General features: G+C 63.8%; 20 protein-coding genes. 14 read left to right on the top strand and 6 right to left on the bottom strand.

Annotation, left to right across the window (positions count from 1 at the left end; all coding sequences use genetic code 11):
- Positions 1 to 3: 3 nt before the first annotated feature.
- Entirely contained in the window at positions 4 to 918 is a 915-nt protein-coding gene (locus HS968_RS06040; RefSeq protein ID WP_106739090.1) for a DMT family transporter, read from the bottom strand.
- A gap of 229 nt (positions 919 to 1,147) precedes the next feature.
- Positions 1,148 to 3,064, bottom strand: coding sequence for a bifunctional metallophosphatase/5'-nucleotidase (locus HS968_RS06035; protein WP_182370577.1), 1,917 nt, complete (start codon positions 3,062 to 3,064; stop codon positions 1,148 to 1,150).
- A gap of 173 nt (positions 3,065 to 3,237) precedes the next feature.
- Here HS968_RS06035 and HS968_RS06030 point away from each other — a divergent pair, with 173 nt between their 5' ends.
- Entirely contained in the window at positions 3,238 to 3,402 is a 165-nt protein-coding gene (locus tag HS968_RS06030) for a hypothetical protein (protein ID WP_170965248.1), read from the top strand.
- A gap of 305 nt (positions 3,403 to 3,707) precedes the next feature.
- On the opposite strand, the gene moaE is transcribed toward HS968_RS06030, so the two are convergent.
- The 4 genes from moaE to HS968_RS06010 form a co-directional block, all read right to left on the bottom strand.
- Complete coding sequence (gene moaE / locus HS968_RS06025; RefSeq protein WP_182370576.1) at positions 3,708 to 4,163, bottom strand: molybdopterin synthase catalytic subunit MoaE; 456 nt, start codon at positions 4,161 to 4,163, stop codon at positions 3,708 to 3,710.
- A gap of 135 nt (positions 4,164 to 4,298) precedes the next feature.
- Positions 4,299 to 4,541, bottom strand: coding sequence for a MoaD/ThiS family protein (locus HS968_RS06020; RefSeq protein ID WP_003459467.1), 243 nt, complete (start codon positions 4,539 to 4,541; stop codon positions 4,299 to 4,301).
- Positions 4,538 to 5,014 (bottom strand): cyclic pyranopterin monophosphate synthase MoaC, encoded by a 477-nt coding sequence (gene moaC, locus HS968_RS06015; RefSeq protein WP_003459465.1) that lies wholly within the window; start codon positions 5,012 to 5,014, stop codon positions 4,538 to 4,540. Before moaC ends, HS968_RS06020 begins: the two co-directional genes overlap by 4 nt.
- A gap of 265 nt (positions 5,015 to 5,279) precedes the next feature.
- Positions 5,280 to 6,671 carry a PhoH family protein gene (locus tag HS968_RS06010; RefSeq protein WP_182370575.1) on the bottom strand — a complete coding sequence of 464 codons (1,392 nt, stop codon included), beginning with the start codon at positions 6,669 to 6,671 and terminating at the stop codon, positions 5,280 to 5,282.
- 423 nt (positions 6,672 to 7,094) lie between these two features.
- On the opposite strand from HS968_RS06010, the gene yaaA reads away from it, so the two are divergent.
- The 13 genes from yaaA (at position 7,095) to HS968_RS05945 (ending at position 24,722) form a co-directional block, all read left to right on the top strand.
- Positions 7,095 to 7,874, top strand: coding sequence for a peroxide stress protein YaaA (yaaA, locus tag HS968_RS06005; RefSeq protein ID WP_182370574.1), 780 nt, complete (start codon positions 7,095 to 7,097; stop codon positions 7,872 to 7,874).
- Between the two features lie 707 nt (positions 7,875 to 8,581).
- On the top strand, positions 8,582 to 9,892 hold the full coding sequence (algD, locus tag HS968_RS06000; RefSeq protein WP_182370573.1) for a GDP-mannose 6-dehydrogenase: 1,311 nt from the start codon (positions 8,582 to 8,584) through the stop codon (positions 9,890 to 9,892).
- Between the two features lie 51 nt (positions 9,893 to 9,943).
- Positions 9,944 to 11,425 carry a glycosyltransferase family 2 protein gene (locus HS968_RS05995; protein ID WP_182370572.1) on the top strand — a complete coding sequence of 494 codons (1,482 nt, stop codon included), beginning with the start codon at positions 9,944 to 9,946 and terminating at the stop codon, positions 11,423 to 11,425.
- Positions 11,426 to 11,451: 26 nt separating this feature from the next.
- Entirely contained in the window at positions 11,452 to 12,615 is a 1,164-nt protein-coding gene (locus HS968_RS05990; protein ID WP_182370571.1) for an alginate biosynthesis protein Alg44, read from the top strand.
- Positions 12,616 to 12,628: 13 nt separating this feature from the next.
- Entirely contained in the window at positions 12,629 to 14,005 is a 1,377-nt protein-coding gene (gene algK, locus HS968_RS05985; protein WP_179624060.1) for an alginate biosynthesis TPR repeat lipoprotein AlgK, read from the top strand.
- Positions 14,006 to 14,019: 14 nt separating this feature from the next.
- Positions 14,020 to 15,603: an alginate export family protein gene (locus tag HS968_RS05980; protein WP_407681643.1), complete on the top strand. Its 1,584-nt coding sequence runs from the start codon at positions 14,020 to 14,022 to the stop codon at positions 15,601 to 15,603.
- An 11-nt stretch (positions 15,604 to 15,614) separates the two neighbouring features.
- Positions 15,615 to 17,150: a mannuronan 5-epimerase AlgG gene (algG, locus tag HS968_RS05975; RefSeq protein ID WP_182370569.1), complete on the top strand. Its 1,536-nt coding sequence runs from the start codon at positions 15,615 to 15,617 to the stop codon at positions 17,148 to 17,150.
- 12 nt (positions 17,151 to 17,162) lie between these two features.
- Entirely contained in the window at positions 17,163 to 18,593 is a 1,431-nt protein-coding gene (locus HS968_RS05970) for an alginate O-acetyltransferase (RefSeq protein ID WP_182370568.1), read from the top strand.
- 10 nt (positions 18,594 to 18,603) lie between these two features.
- Positions 18,604 to 19,695 carry a mannuronate-specific alginate lyase gene (locus HS968_RS05965; protein WP_182370567.1) on the top strand — a complete coding sequence of 364 codons (1,092 nt, stop codon included), beginning with the start codon at positions 18,604 to 18,606 and terminating at the stop codon, positions 19,693 to 19,695.
- Positions 19,696 to 19,891: 196 nt separating this feature from the next.
- Positions 19,892 to 21,358: an MBOAT family O-acyltransferase gene (locus HS968_RS05960; RefSeq protein WP_182370566.1), complete on the top strand. Its 1,467-nt coding sequence runs from the start codon at positions 19,892 to 19,894 to the stop codon at positions 21,356 to 21,358.
- A 13-nt stretch (positions 21,359 to 21,371) separates the two neighbouring features.
- Positions 21,372 to 22,511 carry an alginate O-acetyltransferase gene (locus HS968_RS05955; protein WP_119694664.1) on the top strand — a complete coding sequence of 380 codons (1,140 nt, stop codon included), beginning with the start codon at positions 21,372 to 21,374 and terminating at the stop codon, positions 22,509 to 22,511.
- A 30-nt stretch (positions 22,512 to 22,541) separates the two neighbouring features.
- Positions 22,542 to 23,189 carry an alginate O-acetyltransferase AlgF gene (locus tag HS968_RS05950; RefSeq protein WP_182370565.1) on the top strand — a complete coding sequence of 216 codons (648 nt, stop codon included), beginning with the start codon at positions 22,542 to 22,544 and terminating at the stop codon, positions 23,187 to 23,189.
- A 96-nt stretch (positions 23,190 to 23,285) separates the two neighbouring features.
- Positions 23,286 to 24,722, top strand: coding sequence for a mannose-1-phosphate guanylyltransferase/mannose-6-phosphate isomerase (locus tag HS968_RS05945; RefSeq protein WP_182370564.1), 1,437 nt, complete (start codon positions 23,286 to 23,288; stop codon positions 24,720 to 24,722).
- Positions 24,723 to 24,859 lie beyond the last annotated feature (137 nt).

Below are 24,859 nucleotides of genomic sequence, written 5' to 3'. Positions count from 1 at the left end.
AACTCAGGCGCTTTTGCTTGGCCGTGTCGCGACCAGCAGGCCGCCGAAGATCATCGCAGCGCCCAGCCAGTGGTAGATCTCCAGGCTCTCGTTCAGCAGCACCCAGCCCAACAGCGCAGTGAATACCGGCATCACGTAGTTGGTCAGTGCCGCCTTGGCTGCGCCGACCACGCGGATGCCGTGGTTCCAGGCCAGATAGGCGAGCAGCGAGGCGAATACGGCGGTATAGGCGACAGCCGAGAGGTTGGCGGCGTTGAGTGCCAGATGAGCACCCTGGCTCAGTTCATATAAATAGAAGGGCAGGATCAGCGGCACACCGAGCAGGATGAATGCACCGAGCAATGCCAGCGGCGGAATCGGTTGCAGGTAGGCCGACCAGCGCCGCAGCAGCAGCGAGTACAGCGCCCAATCGACCACGGCCAGCAGCATGATCAGGTCGCCCTGATTGAACGACAGGCTGGCGATGCGGCTCCATTGCCCATGGCTGATCAGCACTGCCAGACCAATCACGGCCACCCCCATTCCCCACCAGGCACGCCGCGCGGGCCATTCGTTGAGCAGCAAGCCGGCGCCGATGAAGGTCACCAGCGGCAGGCAGGTATTGACCAACGAGATGTTGATCGCGGCGGTAGTCTGCGCCGCGCTGTAGAGCAGCGAGTTGTAGCCTGCGATACCGAGGCCGCCGAGCACCAGCAGACGCCACCCCGCGTGACGCAGCGCAGCGCGATGGCGCCATAGCGGTATCGCGACGAAGGGCAGCAGCAGCGCCAGCGCCAGGCACCAACGCCAGAACGACAGGGTGAACGGGGCGATTTCACCGGCGAAGGCGCGCGCCACCAGGGCGTTGCCGGACCAGCAGAGATTGGCCAGCAGCAGGCCGAACAGCGCCAGCGGGCGCGAGTGATTGAGTGCGGTCATAAGGCTTGGGCCACGCCGACGACGTGACGGATATCCGAGAAGGTCTTGGCCGGCTGTGCGCGGTCACCGAGCGAGCAGTGCTGAGCGATCATTGCGTAGCTTCCGAATCAGGCGGCTTTGCACCATACGGAGGCAGGCAATGCTTGGCAAGATTGTCGACCGTGGCTGACGCCGTGTGCACCGGGCTCATCGAGAGCGGTGCGCACGACCTGGGCGGCCCCGCGTATGCCTACGGGCGGCGGCGCAGCGGGCGGGTGAGCAGCCAGAGGATCAGCAGCAGGCAGGCCAGGATCACCACACTGACGCCCCACTGCATCGTTCCCGCCAGGCGGAACATTTCCGCCGGGTGCAGGCTGGGTGCACGCACCATGCGCTCTTCGGCTGCGGCGCCGGTGGTGGGAATGTCGGGCAGGCCGTCGCCATCGAGATCCGGCAGGCTGCGGATATGGTCGAGCAGCGCCTGCCACTCCTTGAGTTCCTGCACACCTTCCGTGTCTGGATCCTGGTCGACGATGGCATCTTCGATGCGCGGTAGCGGCTTGCCCTCGGCGTCCTTGGGCACGACATCGAGCAGGCCCTTGGTCAGATCCGGCACCAGCCAGGTGAAGCTGCCGACATAGCTGGTAGCGCCGATGCTGTAGAGGCGTGTGTCATTCAGATCCAGATCACGGTAGCCATTGCGCGGATCGCCGATCTCGATGCGGCTGACCCGGTCGAACGGCACGCGCCAGGGGTTGTAGGTGAAGCGCACGCCGGAGACGCGCGGGTAATAGCTCTGGCTGTCGCGCAACTGGTAGGCAAGCAGCAGCACTTCCAGCAGCGACTTGATTTCGCGGGCACTGACATAGGCCTTGATCAGCGGATAGCCGGGCTCGTCATCAAAGTGGCCGATGCCCAGCGGGGCAATGCGAAACAGGTCGGACACGTCCTGTACGCCATGGCGGCCCTTGAGCAGGTCATCGCGGATGGTGCCATTGCCGGTGAAGGCCAGGTCGGCATCCACCGCGTGGCGCAGGGCATCGGTCACCAGGTTGGCCAGGGTGTTGTCGCTGAAGTCGCGGCCCAGACTCTGGTCGACCTTGGCCAGCGGCTGATCGAAGCGATAGCCCTTGGGCGCCAGCATGCGTTCGCTGACCACCTGCTTGAAGTCTTCGACCTTGGCGGTGATGGTCGCGTCGCCGGCAATGCTGTCGTTGATCGGGTGCAGGCGGTAGTCGCGCACGCGCGGTACGCCATCGTCACCGAGGGTCATGCGCAGCTCGCCGAGGTACTGGATTTCCGAACCGGCCTGCACGATCGGGGTATGCCCGTTGACCAGCACCGGCTGTGGCAGCGCCACATGCGAATGTCCGCCGACGACGATGTCGATACCTGGCACCTGCTCGACCAGTTCCACCTCCTCGCCACGCCAGTTGCCATCGGCCTGCTGAGTGACGCCCATGTGCGACAGCAGGATGACCACCTCGGCGCCCTCCTCGCGCAGCTTGGCCACGGTTTCCTTGGCGGTGGCCACCGGGTCGGCGAAGGTCAGCGGCTTGATCATCGGGCTGACCGCTACGGCGTTGTTACCGAGCAGGCCGAACAGGCCGAAGCGAATGCCGCCGCGCTCGATCAGTGTGTACGGCAGGATGCGCCCGGCATCGTAATGCGCCTGCAGGCTGTCATCAGCCTTGCTCGTGGCATCGAAACGCATATTGCTCGACAGCAACGGCAACAGCGCATCGCCCTTGGCCTTGTGCGCCGCGCTGATCATCGCGGCGAGGCCAGCCGGGCGGAAGTCGAACTCATGGTTGCCGATCACCGCGGCGTCGTAGCCCAGATCGGTCATCAGGCGCAGTTCACTGCCCATCTCGCGGGCAATGGTGTGGAACAGCGTGCCCATGGTGAAGTCGCCGCCATCGAGCAGCAGCAAGGGTTCTTCGCCAGCCGCTGCGCGACGCTCACTCAATAGCGTGGCCAGGCGGGCAACACCGCCGACGGTGTCGTCATCGTTCACCGTCGCCGGGGTGTATTCGTTGTTGGGGCCAAAACCGAGCAGGCGCGACTGCCAGTCGTTGCTGTGCAGGATGGTGAAGCTGCGTTCGGCAGCGGCCAGCGGTGTTGCGGCCAACAGGCCGGCGAGCAGGAGTGAGGGGAACAGGCGCATGGACGATCCTTGACGATGACTGCGCACAGTATGGAACAGGCCGTGACGCCAGACAGCGACCAATCGGGACGCACGTTGTCGCCAATCGAGTCAGTCGTATTGCCCCAGGTCAGCACCGAAGGCCAACGGAGGGGCTAGTCTGTAATCAGAGGGCTGCGAAACGGAGAAGAGCGATGGATCACTATCACCTGATGCTGCTGCTATTGGTTGGCGGCTTCCTGCTGCTGGGAGTCGGCTTCAACTTTCGCGAACACGAATGGGGCATACGCGTGCTGGGCCTGGGAGTGTTGCTGATGCTGGTGCCGATTGCGCTGCGGGTGCATCTGGCGCTGGCGTAGGGCTGCAAAGGGTCGCGGCTACCGTGGGGGCGTCATGCGCTTCAAGCGATCTTGAGAGTGTCTCAATTCATGCGGACGGGGTGTCGCGAGGAGCCGGTGCGCACGGCGCACCCTACGGGTCGCGATCACCGGAGGTCATGAGTATCGGGTGATAGGGGGGGGTGCGCGCGGAGTACCCTGCGGGATTCCGGAGTCGCGCGCCGCATCGTAGGGTGCGCCATGCGCACCGAACGGTATCGAGGGGTACGCGGTGGGCGGTCATCATCCTTGCGAGGAATCGTGATAAGCGGTGCGCACGGCGCACCCTACGGGCGCTGCCAACGCTCGGCAGCACTCTGGTCGCTGCAGCGGCCTTCGACCCAGCGCGGACCTTCGCTGGTGTCTTCCTTCTTCCAGAACGGCGCGCGGGTCTTCAGGTAATCCATGATGAAGTTACAGGCGTCGAACGCCGCCTGACGGTGAGCGCTGCTGGTGCCGACGAAGACGATGGGCTCTCCCGGCCCCAGGCTGCCAATGCGGTGGATGATCTCGATCCCCAGTAGTGGCCAGCGCTCGCGCGCTTCATCGGCAATCTTGGCCAAGGCCTTTTCGGTCATGCCGGGGAAGTGCTCGAGAAACATGCCGCCGACCTCACGCCCTTCGTTGAAGTCACGCACGTAACCGACGAAGGTGACCACCGCGCCGATGCCGAGGTTGGCGGCATGCAGGGCATTGAGCTCGGTGCCGGGGTCGAAGGGTTGGGCTTGGACGCGGATGGTCATGAGGTGTCTCGTTTGATGGGGCTGTGGTCAAGGACGGTCGGCGGGTGATTGGTGGGCTGAAGCGGAGCGCCGCCCGGCCCACCCTACAAGGTTGAAGAATGGCCCGCGCGGCTAAAGCCCCTCCCACAGCAATTATCAGCCGCCGGTAACGGTGGGGAAGAAGGCCACTTCATCGCCTTCGGCCAGCGGCTCGTCGAGGCTGCACAGTTCCTGATTGCGTGCGCACATCAGGTTCTGCTCACCCAGCACCTCCCACTCGCCGCCACGGGCAACCAGGTGCAGGCGCAGGTCGTCGAGGGTGGCGAAATCGCCGCTGAGTTGTTCGTCGTCACGGCCCAGGGCTTCGCGGTAGCGGGCGAAATACTGCACGCGGATCATGCTTGCTCCTCCAGCTTGTAGTGACCGCTCTTGCCGCCGAGTTTTTCCAGCAGGCGCACCTGCTCGATGACCATGCCGCGATCCACGGCCTTGCACATGTCATAGATGGTCAGCGCGGCGACGCTGGCGGCAGTCAGTGCTTCCATCTCGACACCGGTTTGCCCGGACAGTTTGCATCGCGCGGTGATATGCACGCTGTCATCACCCTCCGCACGCAGTTCGACCTTGACGCCGGTGAGCATCAGCGGATGGCACAGCGGGATCAGATCGCTGGTTTTCTTCGCCGCCTGGATACCGGCAATGCGCGCCACGGCGAACACGTCGCCCTTGGGGTGCTCGCCGGCGACGATCATCTGCAGGGTGGCAGGCAGCATGCGCACACGTGCTTCGGCGGTAGCCTCGCGAAAGGTGGTCGCCTTGTCGGTGACGTCGACCATATGCGCGCGGCCTTGGGAATCGAGGTGGGTCAGCACGGGGAAACTCCTGGCGGGAACCGACCGATTGTAAACCTGCAAGTCAGGATTTCGTAGCCCGGATGAAACCCGGGGCCAGAGCGGCAAAAATCCCCGGATTTCATCCGGGCTACTGACTGCATTCGGCTACACAACTGTAGGAGCGGATTTATCCGCGATCATCGCGGCTGAAGCCGCTCCCACGAGACCTGTAGAAATTCGTTAATGCAGACTAAAACGCCCCTGCTCTTGCGAGCAGGGGCGCCAGTGTTTAACAGACCGAGGGTTACATATGGGTTTCCGCGTATTCCGCCAGGATCGAGCGTGGTACGCCTTGCAGGGTGATGTGGACGCCGTGCGGGAAGTCCTTGAAGCGTTCGGTGAGGTAGGTCAGACCCGAGCTGGGCGCTGACAGGTAGGGCGTATCGATCTGTGCCAGGTTGCCCAGGCACACCACCTTCGAGCCGTTACCGGCACGGGTGATGATGGTCTTCATCTGGTGCGGGGTGAGGTTCTGGCATTCGTCGATGAGGATCAGGCTCTGCTGGAAGCTGCGCCCGCGGATGTAGTTGAGCGACTTAAATTGCAGCGGCACCTTCTGCAGGATGTAGTCGACGCTGCCATGGGTGCTCTCATCGTCCATGTGCAGGGCTTCGAGGTTGTCGGTAATGGCGCCGAGCCAGGGTTCCATCTTCTCCGCCTCGGTGCCGGGCAGAAAGCCGATTTCCTGATCCAGCCCCTGCACGCTGCGAGTCGCGATGATGCGCCGATAGCGTTTGCTGACCATGGTCTGCTCGATGGCGGCAGCCAGCGCCAGGATGGTCTTGCCCGAACCGGCGGCGCCGGACAGGTTGACCAGGTGGATGTCCGGATCGAGCAGGGCGAACAGTGCCAGCGCCTGATGGATGTCACGCGGTTTCAGGCCCCAGGCTTCCTGGTGCAGCAACGGTTCCTGATGCATGTCGAGGATGACCAGCTCGTCATCCTTGATTGCCTTGATCCAGCCAACAAAACCCTGCTCGTCGAGGATGAATTCGTTGACGTGCACCGATGGCAAGTTGTCGGTGAGCTGCACGCGGTGCCAGGTGCGACCGTGATCCTGACGGGTCTCGACCTTGCTCACGCGATCCCAGAACGAGCCGCTCATGTCGTGGTAGCCCTTGGACAGCAGCGACACGTCGTCGACCAGTTGGTCGGTGTGGTAGTCCTCGGCATCGATGCCGCAGGCGCGCGCCTTCAGGCGCATGTTGATGTCCTTGGTCACCAGCACCACGGACAGACCGGGGTTGCGCGACTTCAGCTCCACCAACTGGTTGATGATCTTGTTGTCGTTGAGGTTTTCCGGCAGCCAGGTCACCGGCGCCGCGCTCTTGCTCATAAGGATGGAAAGACGCCCGCAGGGGCCGCTCTTGCCGCGCTGGATGGGTACCCCGTACTCGACGTCCTCAGGTTCGGCCCCCGCGAGAATCTGATCGATCAGGCGGATGGCCTGGCGACATTCAGCGGCGACACCGTGCTTGCCGGACTTCAGTTTGTCGAGTTCCTCCAACACCGTCATCGGGATGGCGACGTGGTGTTCTTCGAAGTTGAGCAAGGCGTTGGGATCGTGAATCAGGACATTGGTGTCGAGGGCGTAGAGGGTTGGAGCGGTGGGCTTGGAGCGTCCGTGGTCATCCATACTCGGTCACCTTCTTGTAGTAGCCAGGCGACGCAATACCAGGGCGGTGCTGCGCCGTACAGAGACCGCCGACTTTTTCAGGTCGGGGCCGGAAGGTGGCAAGCAAGGTGAGGGCCAATGGCCGCCACCTGTCTGCAGGTTTCGGCGGTCTTGCTTTTTTATTACTCCAATTCGTATGACAGAAAAACGTTTTTTTATCGCCATGCAGGTTTATTTGCACAGGCGACAGATAGTGCTTGGCGAGGTGCCAACTGCCCGTTAAAGTCCGAAGTCCTACCTGCTGTGACCCTCCTCGACTCCCCGCCCCTACTTGCAGCACGCCGCGCCAATCGGGTGCAGCGGTCTCTTTCAATCGTCCCGATAGGTGGTCTTGGCGATCCCCGACCTCTAGAATCGCCGTCACGCTTTCTGGAGATTCCGCAGATGTTGATGGTGATTTCACCGGCCAAGACCCTCGATTACGAGACCCCGCCAGCCACCCCGCGCTTCACCCAACCCGAACACCTCGACCACGCGCAGGAACTGATCGCCCAACTGCGCGATTTCAGCCCTGCACAGATCGCCGAGCTGATGGGCCTGTCGGACAAGCTCGCCGGCCTCAACGCCGCGCGCTTCGGCAGCTGGGAGCGACCGTTCAACCCATCCAACGCCAAGCAGGCGCTGCTGGCGTTCAAGGGCGACGTCTACACCGGCCTGAACGCCGAGGATTTTTCCGAGGACGACTTCGATTTCGCCCAGAGCCACCTGCGCATGCTCTCCGGCCTGTATGGCGTGCTGCGCCCGCTGGATCTGATGCAGGCCTATCGCCTGGAGATGGGCACCAAGCTGGCCAACGGCCGTGGCAAGGATCTGTACGCCTTCTGGGGCGAGCGCATCAGCGGCTGGCTGAACGAAGCACTGGCTGCGCAGGGCGACGACGTGTTGCTCAACCTCGCCTCCAACGAGTACTTCGGTGCGGTCAAGCGCAAGGCACTGAACGCTCGCATCATCGACACCGAGTTCAAGGATCTGAAGAACGGCCAGTACAAGATCATCAGCTTCTACGCCAAAAAGGCCCGCGGCCTGATGGCGCGCTACGTGATCAAGGAGCGCCTGACCAACCCCGAAGGTCTGAAGGACTTCAACTATCAGGGTTACCGCTACTCGGCCGAGCACTCCAAGACCGATAGTCTGGTTTTTCTGCGCGACCAACCGCAGGACTGACGCCACGCCCTCCCCCACCCCGTGCACCACTCATCGGTTACTGCACGGGGTCGGCACCTGTACTTACCACCTGCCTCCCGCCCTCGCCCGCCGCTTCGCTGCGCCCTGAGCGCTGCGCTTTGCCGGGACTCCCACGCCACGCTTCTTGCGCGTAAAAACCTGCTTGGCGTCACACTTTCAGCGCCACTGCACTTTCTCGCGAACTTATTGCGCCCCTTAGTTATCGGATAGTTTCACACTTATTAATGCACGTATTGCCATCATGCATTTTGCAAGTTGCCACTATATTGCGATCAACTTACCCGTTCAGCTCCCGTTCAGCTACGGACGAACGGTAGGAACTATCGGAAAAGTCCGCTACTCATACAGCCCGTAACACATTTCAACTCATAACTTTCTTATCAACCGAAACTGCCTGTTTGCGAATAAACATTCGCCAGGCCGCTTCACCCCAACGAAAGTTTGTGCGTTTCACAGGGAGATATAGAAACCCCGAAAGCATCGAGACAGAGGCCTCAACCGAGGCGGCAAAGACAATATCAAAGAGCCACGATTTTATATAAGGCTCACATCTGACGCCACACTTCCGGCGTCACAACTCTCTTATGCCTGAATGAACTTGCCCAATTCAAAACAGCAAGTTCACGGACTAGTTTTGGCCATAAGGCCAGTATTTGAAACTGCATCGAACGGACGAGGTGAATACCATGCGAATCAGCATCTTCGGTTTGGGTTATGTAGGCGCTGTTTGTGCCGGTTGTTTGTCGGCACGCGGCCATGACGTGATTGGTGTGGATATCTCCACGCACAAGATCGATCTGATCAACAACGGTAAATCGCCCATCGTCGAGCCGGGTCTGGAAGAACTGCTGCAACAGGGCCTGCGTCAGGGCCGCCTGCGCGGCACCACTGACGTCGCCGCAGCAGTACTGGAAAGCGACGTGTCGTTCATCTGCGTCGGTACGCCGAGCAAGAAGAACGGCGATCTGGAACTGGACTACATCGAAGGCGTGTGCCGTGAAATCGGCTTCGCCCTGCGTGACAAGGCCGAGCGCCACACCGTGGTGGTACGCAGCACCGTACTGCCGGGCACCGCGAAGAACGTGGTACTGCCGATCATCGAAGATTGCTCCGGGAAGAAGGCCGGCATCGATTTCGGCCTGGCGGTGAACCCCGAGTTCCTGCGCGAGAGCACCGCGATCCAGGACTACGACTACCCACCGATGACCGTCATCGGCGAGCTGGACAAGGCCTCCGGTGATCTGCTGGAAAGCATCTACAGCGAGCTCGACGCACCGATCATCCGCAAGGACATCGAAGTCGCCGAGATGATCAAGTACACCTGCAACGTCTGGCACGCCGCCAAGGTCACCTTCGCCAACGAGATCGGCAACATCGCCAAGGCGGTCGGCGTCGATGGCCGCGAGGTAATGGACGTGATCTGCCAGGATCACAAGCTCAACCTCTCCAAGTACTACATGAAGCCTGGCTTCGCCTTCGGCGGCTCCTGCCTGCCCAAGGACGTGCGCGCCCTGAACTACCGTGCCGGCAGCCTGGACGTCGAAGCCCCGCTGATCGGCTCGCTGATGCGCAGCAACGCCGCCCAGGTGCAGAAGGCCTTCGACATCATCGCAGGCCACGACACCCGCAAGGTCGCCCTGCTCGGCCTGAGCTTCAAGGCCGGCACCGATGACCTGCGCGAAAGCCCACTGGTGGAACTGGCCGAGATGCTGATCGGCAAGGGCTACGACCTGGGCATCTACGACCGCAACGTCGAGTACGCCCGCGTGCACGGCGCCAACAAGGACTACATCGAGTCGAAGATCCCGCACGTTTCCTCGCTGCTCAACAGCGACCTGGAAGAGGTGGTAGCCAAGGCCGACATCATCATCCTCGGCAACCGCGACGAACGCTTCGCCAAGCTGGCCGAGCAGGCACCGAGCGGCAAGCGGGTGATCGACCTGGTCGGTTTCATGCCCCACGCCAGCAATGGCGTGGCCGAAGGCATCTGCTGGTAAGGATCCGAGCCTACCTGCGCGCCTGGCGCGCGCAGGTAGCCGGAGACGCATATGGACAAGCTCAAGAACGGCCTCAATCAAGCCAGCGGCTGGCTGCTCTACCTCAGCCTGCTGATGCTTCTGGCACTGGCCCTGCCACGTTCGGTGTTCGACCCCGAAGCGCGGGACTTCCTCCTGCTCATCGGCATCGTCGGCATCTGGCGCTATTCCATGGGCGCCCTGCACTTCGTGCGCGGCTGCCTGTTCCTTTACCTGGTGTACCCCTGGTATCGCCGCAAGGTGCAAAAACTCGGCAAGGACGCCGACCCCTCTCATGTGTATCTGCTGGTCACCAGCTTTCGCATCGAGGCACTGACCACCGCCATGGTCTACCGCTCGGTGATCCGCGAGGCCATCGACTGCGGCTACCCGTGCACCGTGGTGTGCTCGATCGTCGAGCTCTCCGACGAACTGCTGATCAAGAACCTCTGGGCTCAGGCCGAGCCGCCGGCGCACGTCACCCTGGATATCGTGCGCATCCCCGGTACCGGCAAGCGTGACGGCCTGGCCCATGGTTTTCGCGCCATCTCGCGGCAGATGCCGGATCGCGATGCGGTGGTGGCGGTGATCGACGGTGACACCGTGCTCGAACCGGGCGTGGTGAGAAAGAGCGTGCCCTGGTTCAAGCTCTTCCCCAATGTCGGCGGCCTGACCACCAACGAGTTCTGCGAAGTGCGCGGCAGCTACCTGATGAGCGAATGGCACAAGCTGCGCTTCGCCCAGCGCCACCTCAACATGTGCTCGATGGCCCTGAGCAAGCGCGTGCTGACCATGACCGGGCGCATGTCGGTGTTCCGCGCCAGCGTGGTGACCGACCCCGAGTTCATCCGCGACGTGGAAAGCGATCACCTGGAGCACTGGCGCCTCGGTCGCTTCCAGTTCCTCACCGGTGACGACAAGTCCAGCTGGTACAGCCTGATGCGCCTGGGCTACGACACCTTCTACGTGCCGGATGCCGCCATCAACACGGTCGAGCACCCGCCGGAGAAGAGCTTCGTCAAGGCCAGCCGCAAGCTGATGTTCCGCTGGTACGGCAACAACCTGCGGCAGAACTCGCGTGCGCTGCGTCTGGGCATGAGCCGCCTCGGTGCGTTCACCAGCCTGGTGCTGTTCGACCAGCGCGTATCGATGTGGACCTGCCTGCTCGGCCTGTGCGTGGCGATCATCGCCAGCATCAAGTACAGCGTGATGTACCTGCTGATCTACCTGCTGTGGATCGGCATCACGCGCCTGATCCTGACGCTGCTGCTGATGCTCTCCGGGCACCGCATCGGCCCGGCCTACCCGGCCCTGCTCTATTACAACCAGATCGTCGGCGCGCTGGTGAAGATCTACGTGTTCTTCCGCCTCGATCAACAGTCCTGGACGCGCCAGAACACCAAGCTCAACCGCGGCCTGTCCAGCTTCGCCAACTGGTTCAACAGCTGGTCGTCGCGCGCCATGACCTTCTCTGCCGCCTCTGTCTTCATCGCCGCGCTGCTGGCGCTGGTGTGACCGTACTCGAATAGGAACTAGCCACCATGAACTCCGTCGCCAATCTCAACGTCGTCCATGAGTCCGAAGCCCAGCGCCAGCACGCCCGCGTCAAGCTGCCCGGGCGCCTGCGCTACACCAATGCCCAGCGTGAACGCATCGATGCGCGCCTGCAGGATGTGTCTGCCGGCGGCTTCAGCTTCACCAGCGAGAACACCACGCACAAGGTCGGTGATTTCCATCGCGGCCAGCTGCAGTTCCAGCTCGACAGCCTGGTGCTGGGGCTGGATGTGGAATTTCAGGTCAGCTCGGTACAACCGGAGCACAACCGCGTCGGCTGCCAGTTCCACAACCTCGGTGCCCGCGAGGTCGCGGCCCTGCGCCATCTGATCAGCAGCCACCTGGCCGGTGAGCTGGTCAACGTCGGCGAGGTGCTGCACATCCTGCAACGCGACAACTTCACCAAGGCGCGCAAGAACGGTTCCGGCGAGGGCATGGGCGTGTTCGGCCGCCTGCGTGCGGTGGCGTTCAGCGGCGCGATCTTCGTCGTCGGCCTGGCCGCCTTCGGTTACATCGGCAAGTCGATCTACGGCCTGTATTTCGTCACCCACGCCCAATCGGCACAGGTCAGCCTGCCTGCGCTGCAAGTGACCATGCCGCGCGAAGGCAGCGTGCAAAGCCTGGTGCAGCCCGATGGCGTGATCGAGAAAGGCGCGCCCATCGCCACCTTCACCACCAGCATGCTGGAAATGCTCAAGGGCCACCTCGGTGACGACCAGCTCGAACCGAGCCAGATCGAAGCACTGTTCGCCCGTGAAATGCAGGGCACCCTGACCAGCCCGTGCAACTGCAAGGTCGCCCGCCAACTGGTGGCCGACGGTCAGTTCGCCAGCAAGGGCGACGTGATCTTCGAACTGGTACCGCAGGACGGCGTCGCCAGCGTCAGCGCCAGCTTCCCCTACCGCCATCTGGAACAGGCGCGCCCCGGCACGCCGGTGAGCTTCCGTGTGGCCGGCGAGAACGAAAGCCGTCGTGGCCAGATCATCAGCAGCAACCTGCACGAGGGCGGGCTGTCCTCGGACATCCGTGTGCAGATCAAGCCCGACGACCTGCTGCCAGCCAGCCTCGCCGGGCAGCCGGTGGAAGTGGTGATCGATCGCGGCCCGTCGCTGAGCTGGCTGGTCGACCGCGCCGTCGCGGCTGGCCGCTAAGGAGAACCACGCCGTGAGCATGCCCCTTCTTCGTCCTGCCCTGCTAGGCCTCGCCGTCAGCGCCACGCTGGCCGGTTGCGCCGGTCTGCCGGATCAGCGCCTGGCCCGCGAAGCCCTGCAGAGCGGCGACCAGCAGACCGCCGAATGGCATTTCCGCCAGCTTGCCGAGATGGGTTACAGCGACGCACAGATCGGCCTGGCTGACATCTACGCCGCCAATGGCCAGACCCAGGATCTGGATGAGGCCGAGCGCATCTACCGCCAGGCCCTGGACGGCTCGCCGCGTGCCGAAGCACGCCTCGGCAAGCTGCTGGCACGCAAGCCCGGCAGCACCCTGGCCGAGCGCCAGGAGGCCGCCGAGCTGCTGGAGAGCGCAGCCCGCGCCCGCGAGCCCAGTGCGCTGCTGCCGCTGACCGAACTCTACCTGTTCTACCCACAGGACTTTCCCGCCATGAACCTCGCGCAACGTATCCAAGACTGGCGCCAGCAGGGTCTGCCACAGGCAGAACTGGCGCAGATTCTCCTGTACCGCACCGACGGCACCTACGACCAGCACCTGGGCGAGATCGAGCGCATCTGCCAGGCACGCCTGGCCAGCAACGACGCCTGCTACGCCGAGCTGGCGACGGTGTACCAGAAGCAGAACCGCGAAGACGACCGCGAAGCGCTGATCGAGCAACTGCTGGCTGGCTACCGCGCCGGCAACGTCTCGCCCAATCAGGTCGAGTCCGTGGCCCTGGTGCTCAGCGATGCCGAACTCGGCCAACCGCAGCCACAGCGCGCGCAGGAGCTGCTCGAAGCCATCGCACCGAGCTATCCCGCCGCCTGGGTAAGCCTGGCGCGTCTGCTCTACGACTACCCGGCACAGGGCGATACCGAGACCCTGCTCGGCTATCTGGACAAGGGCCGCGAGGCCGCCCTGCCACGCGCCGAACTGCTGCTCGGACGCCTCTACTACGAAGGCAAGTTGCTGCCGCAGGAGCCGAAGAAAGCCGAGGAACACCTGCGCAAGGCCGCGCCCAGCGAGCCCAGCGCCAATTACTACCTGGGGCAGATCTACCTGCGCGGTCACCTCGGCGAAGTCTATGCCCAGCAGGCGCTCGACCACCTGCTCAGCGCCGCCCGAGCCGGCCAGCTCAGCGCCGACTTCGCCCTGGCGCAGATGTTCAGCCAGGGCCGTGGGGTCAAACCCAACCCGGTCAATGCCTACGTATTCAGCCAACTGGCCCTGCCCCGCAACACGCCGCCGACCTTCGAGCTGGCGCACGAGGTGGCCGAGAGCCTGACCCCGGCGCAACTGGCCGAAGGCCAACGCCTGCTGCGCGAAGAGCGCAATGCACGCGGCATCGTCCTGCAGCAGCAGGCCGCTCTGCAGGTCAGCCAGCCATGAACAGGGATGCACGCATGCAGCAGAACAGATCTTTGAAAAACGTAGCCGAGGCAGGCAAGACAAGGCAAAAGTGGCCGAGAAAGCGGAGTTTACGAGCAGTAAATGAGCATTTTGAGGCCGCTTTTAACGCAGTATTGCCAACGCAGGTAGGTTTTCAACGACCTGTTAACCGTATCGTTAGCCAGCTGTGTCTGAGTGCCAGCCTGCTGGCTGCCAGCGCCGCCTGGGCGGCGGATGCGCCGAAGAACTTCGGCCTGGATGTGAAGATCACCGCGCAATCGGAAGACGACCGCGACCTCGGCACCCGCGACGGTGGCGACGTCAACGGTATCGGTCTCGACCTGCGCCCGTGGGCCTACGGCGAACGCGGCGACTGGAGCGCCTTCGCCATGGGCCAGGCGGTTACCGCCACCGACACCATCGAAACCGACCCGCTGCAGGACGATGGCGAAGACAGCAGCCAGCGCAGCGACGCGCGCCAGCCGGACAAGAACTACCTGGCCATGCGCGAGTTCTGGGTCGACTACGCCGGCCTCACCGCCTACCCCGGCGAGCACCTGCGCGTCGGTCGCCAACGCCTGCGCAGTGACGAAGGCACCTGGTGGGACACCAACATCGAGGCCATCAACTGGCGCTTCGATACCACCCTGCTGCAGGCCACGGTCGGCGTTGCCGAGCGGTTCTCCGACTACCGCACCGACCTCGACGACCTGGCGCCCGAGGACGAAGACCGCCAGCACTTCTTTGCCGGCCTCGACTACCAGTGGACGCCCGGCCACCGCATCGGCGCCAAGCTGCACCACAGCCGTGACGACGGCCACCTGGCCAATCAGGGCGAGCGCGTCGACGAACTGAGCAAGCGCTATACCGGTGACCTGACCTGGTTCGGCCTGCACGCCGATGGCGGCTTCTTCGAGCGTAATTCGCGCAACCGTCTCAACTACTGGGCGCAGCTGACCTGGCTGCAAGGCGACACCGACCAGTTGCAGCAACAGGTGGTCGGCAACGAGCGCATCGCCACCGGCTCGCGCAGCCAGGACGTGGATGCCTGGGCGATGGATCTGGGTCTGCGCTACAGCCTCGACGACAACTGGAAGATCGGCGCCGCTTACGCCCGTGGCAGCGGCGGTGGTGACGAAGGCAAGTCGCGGCAGTTCATGCAGACCGGTCTGCACAGCAACCGGGCCAACTTCACCGGCGTCGAATCACGCCTGCACCGCTACGGCGAGGCCTTTCGGGGTGAGCTGTCCAACCTGCAGGTGGCCAGCGCATTCAGTTCCTGGCAGCTGGGCGAGGACTACGACGCCAGCGTCGTCTATCACCGTTTCTGGCGCGTCGATGGCGACCAGGACGTCGGCGACAGCGGCATCACCGCACCGCTGGTGGCTGGCGAGAAAGACATCGGCCAGGAAGTCGACCTGGTGCTGACCCGCTATTTCAAGCAGGGCCTGCTGCCGGCCTCGGTGGCCGAACAACTCGATGACCGCTCGGCACTGGTGCGCCTGCGCGCCGGCGTGTTCCTGCCCGGCGACGCCTATGGCAGCGGCACCGACTCGGTGATGCACCGCGCCTTCGTCGACTTCATCTGGCGCTTCTGAGGGATCGGATCATGCAACCCAACGGATTAGCCCTACCCCTGCTGCTCAGCGCGATGTGTCTCGCCGCGCCACTGGCCCAGGCCAACCCGCAGGAACACCAGTTCGAATACCGTGTGCGCAGCGCCCCGGCCGCCGAACTGCACATGGCGGCGCCCACGCTGCCGGATCTGTCCGGCTACACCAAGGAAGCGGTGCTGGCCAAGATTCCGCAAGGCAGCAAGGGCAAGGTGGTGGTGCGGCGCATGCTGCGCCAGGACGCCCTGAAGGACTTCACCGGCGGCAACGAACGCCTGCGCGAATGGATTCAGCGCCAACAGGGCATGCCCATGGCGATCTTCATCGAAGGTGGCCTGGTCACCGCGCAGGACATCGCCAAGGCACTGCCCGACAGCCAGTTCGCCGAACAGGAAGACGGCGTGTACCTCGCCCGCCTGCCCATCGTGGTAGCCGAAGGCGCGGCGCTGCACGTCGGCAAGGACACCCGCGAGCTGCGCCTGTCGCAGGAGCGCGGTGCGTTTCTGGTCAACGACGGCCTGATGTTCATCACCGACACCCGTGTCACCGCCTGGCGCGAGGCCGACAACGGCCCGGCGACCATGCGCGACGAGGGCAAGGAATTCCGCCCATTCCTGGTGTCCTGGGGCGGCAGCGAGCTGTATATCGCCAGCAGCGTGCTGACCAGCCTGGGCTACGACAACTCCAAGTCCTACGGCGTGTCGATCACCCAGTACACGCCGAGCATGCACGAGCGCCTCAAGCGCGATGAACCGACCGGCTGGCTGATCGATTCGGAGTTCGTCGACCACTGGTACGGCTTCTACTGCTACGAAGCGCAGAACGTGGTGATCAAGGGCAACACCTACCGCGACAACATCGTCTACGGCATCGACCCGCACGACCGCTCGCACGGGCTGATCATCGCCGAGAACACCGTGTTCGGTACCAAGAAGAAGCACGGCATCATCATCTCGCGCGAGGTCAACGACAGCTGGATCATCAACAACGAGAGCTACGACAACAAGCTCTCCGGCGTGGTCATCGACCGCAGCAGCGAGCGCAACCTGATCGCCTACAACCGCGTGCACGGCAACCATGCCGACGGCATCACCCTGTACGAGAGCGGCGACAACCTGCTGTGGGGCAACCAGGTGATGCGCAACCAGCGCCACGGCATCCGCATCCGTAACAGCGAGAACATCCGCCTGTACGAGAACCTCGCCGCCCTCAATCAACTGACCGGTATCTACGGCCATATCAAGGATCTGTCGGACACCGATCGCGATCTGGATCTCGACCCGTTCGACACCAAGATCTCGATGATCATCGTCGGCGGCACCCTGGCCGGCAACGGCTCCAGCCCGATCAACATCGACTCGCCGCTGTCGGTCGAGCTGTACCGCGTGAAGATGCTCGCGCCGCGCAAGAGCAGCGGCATCCAGCTCGCCGGCATCCTCGGCGAGAAACAGGACGAAATCCTCGACCTCATGGTGCGCCAGCGCCAGCCCGTGCTGATCGATCCGATCGAGCCCGAGCAGATGACCAACTGACGAGGCCCAAGAATGCGCGTATCCCAACTCAAGACCCTCGCCCTGGCGGTGACCTGCGCCGCCTTCGGCAGCAGCCTGCAAGCCCAGGAGCGCCAGGCGCCGCAGTACCAGGTCGAAGACTGCTGCTCGCTGTGCCCGGCGGCACACGATGCCAGCCGCTACACCACCAGCTACATGAAGAACTTCGTCACCCTGCTCGACGCCGACGAGGGCTGGCTGTTCCGCAGCGTCGAAGACCTGCGCACCGAGTTCGGTACCACGGAAGTCGGCTACCAGCGCCTCAAGGAACTGCGCGACGGCCTCAAGCAGCGCGGCGTGGAACTGGTGGTGGTCTATCAACCGACCCGCGGCCTGGTCAATCGCAGCAAGCTGCGCCCGGCCGACTATGAGCGCTTCGACTACGACAAGGCGCTGCGCAACTATCGCCAGGCGCTGACGCGCTTCGAACAGCTGGGCATCTGGGTACCGGATCTGACTCCGCTGACCGACGAGAACAGCGACCAGGAGTTTTACTTCCGCCGCGACCAGCACTGGACGCCCTACGGTGCCGAGCGCACCGCGCGCCTGGTGGCCGAAACCATCAAACGCATTCCCGGCTTCGCCGATATTCCGCAGAAGGAATTCGTCACCGAACGCATTGGCCTGATGGGCAAGACCGGCACCATGCAGAACGTCGCCAGCCAGTTGTGCGGCACCGGCTATGCGGTGCAGTACGTCGATCAGTTCAGCACCGAGCCGAAGGACGCCAGCGATGGCGATGCCCTGTTCGGCGACGACGCCAGCCCGCGCGTTGCCCTGGTCGGCACCAGCCACAGCGGCAAGAACTACAACTTCGGCGGCTTCCTCGAACAGTACCTGGGCACCGACGTGCTCAACGCCGCCTTCCCCGGCGGTGGCCTGGAAGGCGCGATGCTCGAATACCTGGCCAGCGACTCGTTCCAGAACGACCCGCCGCAGATTCTCATCTGGGAATTCTCGCCGCTCTACGACCTGGCCTCGGACAAGATCCACCGCCAGTTGATGGCCAGCCTGAACAACGGCTGCAGCGGCCAGCGCGAAGTGCTCGCCAACGAAACACGCCTGCGCCCCGGCAGCAACGAGGTGCTGGTCAACGGTAAGAACAAGCTGCTGACCCTGGCCGGCAACCGCCACCAGCTCGACCTGCGCTTCAGTGATCCATCGGTCAAGCGCGTCGACGCGACCATCTGGTACCTCAATGGCCAGCGCGAAAAACTCAAGCTGGAGAAGCCCAACACCGTCGACACCGATGGCCGCTTCGCCGTGGAACTGCGCGACGAGCCGGGCTGGGGCGAGCAGAACTTCTTCGCCCTGGAAATCGAAAAGCCCGAAGACAGCGCCGACGACCTGAAAGTACAGGCCAGCCTGTGCCAACGCCCGAGCGGCGCCAACCAGCAGATCGCCCAGCATGGCGCAGGCGATTGAGGAGGCCCTTATGCCCGCACGACTCGCACCCCTGACGCTCATGGCCGTGCTGCTCAGCGGCCCGGCCTTCGCCGCGCTTCAAGCGCCGGCCGGCTATCACGCAGCGGTTGGCCAACGTGAGGGCAAGGCACCCGCCTGCCCGGCGACGCCGCAGCCCTACACCGGCGAGCTGCAATTCACCAGCAAGTACTCTGGCTCCGACAGCGCGCGCGCCACCCTGAACCAGCAGGCAGAACGAGACTTTCGTAAGCAGACCGAAGCCATCACCCACCTGGAGAAAGAAACCGGCCGACTGATCACCGGTTACATGCGTACCGGCCAGCGTGAACGCCTGGATTGCGCCATCACCTGGCTCGACCAGTGGGCCAGCGCCGATGCGCTGGAGTCGGAGCAGTTCAACCACACCGGCAAGTCGATGCGCAAATGGGCGCTCGGCAGCCTGGCCGGCGCCTGGCTGCGACTGAAATTCTCCGAGTCGCAGCCGCTGGCCGCATACCCCGAGCAGAGCGAACGGATCGAAGCCTGGTTCACTCGCCTGGCCGAGCACACGGTGCGCGAATGGAGCGACCTGCCGCTGCGCAAGATCAACAACCACAGCTACTGGGCCGCCTGGTCGGTCATGGCAGTGGCGGTGATCGCCGATCGCCGCGACCTGTTCGACTGGTCCGTGGATCAGTTCCGCATCGCCGCCAACCAGGTGGACGACGACGGCTACCTGGCCAACGAAATGCGCCGTAGCCAACGCGCCCTGGCCTATCACAACTATGCCTTGCCGCCGCTGGCGATGATCGCCGCCTTCGCCCAGGCCAATGGCGTCGATCTGCGCGAGGAAAACCACGGTGCCCTGCAGCGTCTGGCCGAACGGGTGCTGCAAGGCGCGCAAGACCCAGCCGCCTTCGCCCAGCGCACCGGTGCCAAGCAGGACATGAGCGAGCTGCGCAAGGACTTCAAGTACGCCTGGCTGGCGCCCTACTGCAGCCTCTACGCCTGCAGCGCGCAGACCCAGGAACTGAACAAGGAAATGGGCCCGTTCAACAGCTTCCGCCTCGGCGGAGAGGTGACGCAGGTCTTCAACAACGGTAGGGCGGACTCACAGCGGTAGGGCGGACCGGAACGCCGGCCGCTCGTAGCGCCAGCGAACAGTCCGCCATAGCGTTACCCGGCGTACTGCTTCGCGAGTACGCCCTACGCGTTAGACGCCGTAGGGCAAGCAGTCCGCCAAAACATGCAACAAAACAAACCCTCCGCTCGCGGGGGGAAAGGGGGGCGCTGCCCCGGCTATTCACGGAGAAGCACGGATGGTCTTTTCATCCAACGTATTCCTGTTTCTGTTCCTGCCGACCTTCCTCGGCCTGTACTACCTGTGCCCCAACCGGCACCGCAACCTGCTGGTACTGGTCGGCAGCTACCTGTTCTATGCCTGGTGGCGGGTGGACTTCCTCCTGCTGTTCGCCGCGGTGACCCTGTGGAACTACCTGTTCGCCCTGCGCATCCACGCCAACGCCGGCACCGATGTGGCGCGCAAATGGGTGGTCGCCGGGGTGGTCGGCAACCTGGCCACACTGGGCTACTTCAAGTACGCCAACTTCGGTGCGGCCAACATCAATGCAGCGCTCGAGGCGATGGGCTTCGAGCCCTTCCTGTTCACCGCGGTGATCCTGCCGATCGGTATTTCCTTCTATATCTTCCAGTCGATCAGCTATCTGATCGATGTGCACCGCAAGGACACCGAACCAACCCGCAACCTGATCGACTTCGCCGCCTTCATCGCCCTGTTCCCGCAACTGATCGCCGGTCCCGTGCTGCGCTACAAGGACATGGCCGACCAGTTCACCAGCCGCACCCACAGCCTGGACAAGTTCTCCGAAGGCGCCACGCGTTTCATGCAGGGCTTCGTCAAGAAGGTGTTCATCGCCGACAGCCTGGCGCCGCTGGTCGACCATTGCTTCGCCCTGGAGAATCCCAGTACCGGCGACGCCTGGCTGGGCATGGTCGCCTACACCGCGCAGCTGTACTTCGACTTCTCCGGTTACAGCGACATGGCCATCGGCCTCGGCCTGATGATGGGTTTCCGCTTCGTCGAGAACTTCAACCAGCCCTATATCAGCCAGTCGATCACCGAATTCTGGCGACGCTGGCACATCAGCCTGTCGAACTGGCTGCGCGACTACCTCTACGTGCCACTGGGGGGGAATCGCCACGGCACCTTCAACACCTACCGCAACCTGTTTCTGACCATGCTGCTGGGCGGTTTCTGGCACGGCGCGAACTGGACGTTCCTGATCTGGGGCGCCTGGCACGGCACCTGGCTGGCCATCGAGCGCGCACTCGGGGTCAAGGCCGCACCGACGCTGTTCAGCCCGCTGAAGTGGGCCTTCACCCTGCTGCTGGTGATGCTCGGCTGGGTGATCTTCCGTGCCGAGAACCTGGAAGTTGCCGGGCGCATGTACGTCGCCCTGTTCGCCTTCGGCGACTGGCAGCTCAGCGACGCCGTGCTGGCCCAGACCAGCAGCCTGCAGCTGGCCACCTTGGTTCTGGCCTGGGTGGTGATCGCGGTCAACGGTGCCCGTCAGCATCTTGCCCAGCGCCGCATCGACGCAGTCGACACGCCAGCGCTGGCCCTCGCTGGCGGCGGCAGCCTGGCCGCGACCTCGGTGGACGTGCGCTCGCTGCTGCTGCACGGCGCCCTGCTCCTGCTGTTCTGCGCCTCGCTGCTCAAGCTCTCGGCACAGAGCTACTCCCCCTTCCTGTACTTCCAGTTCTGAGCGGAGACACGCCATGAGTCGTCGTACCCAAGCCGTCTATGTCGTTCTGTTCCTCGCCCTGCTCTTGCCGGCCAGCTTGCTCGCCCTGGGCAGCCTGGCCAGCTACCGGATATCCGGCCAGCCCACACTGCTCGACGGCGGCCTGACCCGCAGCATGGAGCGCCACTACGACGAGCATTTCCCACTCAAGCAGGCCGGCATCAACCTGTGGGCCGCGGTGGAGTACCTGATGTTCGGCGAAGGCCGCATCGGCCTGGTAGTCGGTGAGGACGGCTGGCTGTACTCGGACGAAGAATTCGCCGCGGTCGCCAACGGCCAGCGCCAGCTGCGCGACAACCTGGCGCTGATCCGTGGCGTGCAGCAGCGCCTGGCCGAGCAGGACGTGCACCTGTTGCTGGCGATCATCCCGGCCAAGTCGCGCCTGTACCCAGAGCACACCGACGGCCACCAGCCCAGCGCCCTGCAACGCAGCCTCTACCCGCGCTTTCATCAGGCTGCGCGCTCGGCCGGCATCACCGCGCCGGATCTGCTCACCCCGTTGCAGGCCGGCAAGGATCAGGCATCGATGTTCCTGCGCACCGACACCCACTGGACGCCGGAAGGCGCCGACGTCACCGCCCAAGCGCTGAGCCAGGTGATCGGCAGCGCCGTGAAGCTGCGCGGCGAGCCCAAGCAGTTCGTCACCGAGACGCTGGACGTGCGCCAGCACCAGGGCGACCTGACCCGCTTCCTGCCCCTGGCACCGCTGTTCGAAAGCCTGCTGCCGGAGGCGGATCGCATCAGCCAGCGCGAAACCCGCGCGAGCGACGACATCGGCGCCGACGCTCTGTTCGCCGAACAGGATCTGCCCGTGGCACTGGTCGGCACCAGCTACAGCGCCAACCCGGCCTGGAACTTCGCCGGTGCGCTGCGCCAACACCTGCAGCGTGACCTGAGCAACCACGCAGAAGAAGGCGGTGGCCCGCTGGTGCCGATGCTCAAGTACCTGCAAAGCGACGATTTCGCCCAGCACCCACCGCAGGTGGTGATCTGGGAATTCCCCGAGCGCTATCTGCCGGTGGCCGGCGACCTGACCGCCTTCGACCCGCAATGGCTGGCCGCCCTCAAGCAGGCCGGCGCCACCCAGAACCTGGCCCACACGGCCAGTCGCTGAATTCATCCGCAACCCATGGAGGAACCTCCGATGACTACTCGTACTTTTCTGCACCGTGGTGTCCTGGGCGCCTGCGCCCTGGCACTGAGCGTCGGCATGCTCCAGGCCCAGGCCGACGATGGCGCGCTGTATGGCCCCAAAGCGCCAAAAGGCTCGGCGTTCGTCCGCGCCTACAACGCTAGCAGCGCCGAGCTCGACATCAATGTCGGCGAAGCGCAACTCAAGCAGGTGGGGCCGCTGGGCTCCAGCGACTTCAAGTTCCTGCCGGCCGGCAGCTACCAGGCGCAGGTCGGTAACGCCCAGTTGCCGGTGCAGCTGCAAGCCGACCGCTACTACACCCTGGTCAGCCAGACCGGCGCCGAACCGCGCCTGGTCGAGGAGCCGCCCTTCACCAGCCGACAAAAAGCCCTGCTGCGCGTGCAGAACCTCAGCGGCACCACCCTCAGCCTGAAAACTGCTGACGGCAAGACCGACGTGGTCGCCGACGTCAAACCGGACGGCCGCGGCGACCGCGAGATCAACCCGGTCAAGGTCGGCCTGGCGCTGTTCGACGGCGAACGCAAGGTCGCCGATCTCAAGCCGGTCACCCTGGCACGCGGCGAAGTGGTGTGCCTGTACATCACCGACGCCCAGGGCAAGTTGTCGCCAGTGTGGGTCAAGCGCCCGAGCGATAGCTGAAGCGCAACGAATCTCAGAACAAGGAAAACGGCGGGTACACGCCGCACCGACACGACACGGGCACTCATCTCGAAAAATCGTTCAGGAGACACAACCATGACCCCCATTATCCTTTCCGGTGGCAGCGGTTCCAGACTCTGGCCTCTTTCGCGCAAGCTGTATCCCAAGCAGTTCCTCGCCCTCACGGGGGAAAAAACGCTGTTCCAGCAGACCCTGCAGCGCCTCTCCATCGAAGGCATGCAACCGCCGATACTGGTGTCCAACCAGGAACACCGTTTCATCGTTCAGGAGCAACTGGAGCAGATCGACCAGCAGGCGCAGCTGCTGCTGCTCGAGCCCTTCGGTCGTAACACCGCGCCAGCCGTTGCGATGGCCGCGCTGCAACTGATGGCGGAGGGTCGTGACGAGCTGATGCTGGTGTTGCCGGCCGACCATGTGCTGGACGATCAGCAGGCGTTCCGCCAGGCCCTGGCGCTGGGTACCGTCGCCGCCGAGAAAGGTGAGATGGTGCTGTTCGGCGTACCAGCCGATCGCCCGGAAACCGGCTATGGCTATATCCGCGGCCAGGCCGACGGCAAGCTGCCCAATGGCGTGGCGCGCGTTTCCAGCTTCGTCGAGAAGCCCGATGCCAAACGCGCCACCGAATACGTGAAGAGTGGCGACTACTACTGGAACAGCGGCATGTTCCTGTTCCGCGCCAGCCGCTTCCTGGAGGAACTCAAGCACCACGACGTGGACATCTACGACACCTGCCTGCTGGCCCTGGAACGCAGCCAGCGTGACGGCACGCAGATCGCCATCGACCCACCGACCTTCGCCTGCTGCCCGGACAATTCCATCGACTACGCGGTGATGGAAAAGACCCAGCGCGCCTGCGTGGTACCGCTGGCCGCCGGCTGGAACGACGTGGGCAGTTGGTCGTCGATCTGGGAGGTGCACGACAAGGACGCCAACGGCAACGTCACCAAGGGCGACGTGGTCGTCGAAGACAGCCGCAACTGCCTGGTGCACGGCAACGGCAAACTGGTCTCGGTACTTGGCCTCGACGATATCGTGGTGGTGGAAACCAAGGACGCCATGATGGTGGCGCACAAGGATCGCGTGCAGGACGTGAAGAAGCTGGTCGGCAAGCTCGACGAGCAAGGCCGCTGCGAAACCCAGAATCACTGCGCCGTGTACCGCCCCTGGGGCTCGTATGACTCGGTGGATATGGGCGGCCGTTTCCAGGTCAAGCACATCACCGTCAAGCCGGGTGCGCAGCTGTCGCTGCAGATGCACCACCACCGCGCCGAACACTGGATCGTGGTGTCCGGCACTGCCAGGGTGACCTGCGACGACCGTGAGTTCCTGCTCACCGAAAACCAGTCCACCTACATCCCGATGACCTCGGTTCACCGCCTGAGCAATCCGGGCAAGATCCCGCTGGAGATCATCGAAGTGCAATCAGGCACCTACCTGGGCGAGGACGACATCGAACGCCTGGAAGATGTCTATGGCCGCAGTGATGCGGTGACCGCCGGCGCCGCTCACTGAGCGCTTCGTAGCCCGGATGCAATCCGGGGATATCTGCATGACATTCCCCGGATTGCATCCGGGCTACGCTCCCCTGTCACACCCTGCGACAGCCCATGCGGTTAACCTGGCCAGGCACCTTGTGTAGGATGGGTGGC

It is taken from the genome of Pseudomonas berkeleyensis, from assembly GCF_014109765.1.
GTDB classification, from domain to species: Bacteria; Pseudomonadota; Gammaproteobacteria; order Pseudomonadales; family Pseudomonadaceae; genus Aquipseudomonas; species Aquipseudomonas berkeleyensis.
This window is presented reverse-complemented; position numbering and strand designations above follow the sequence as displayed.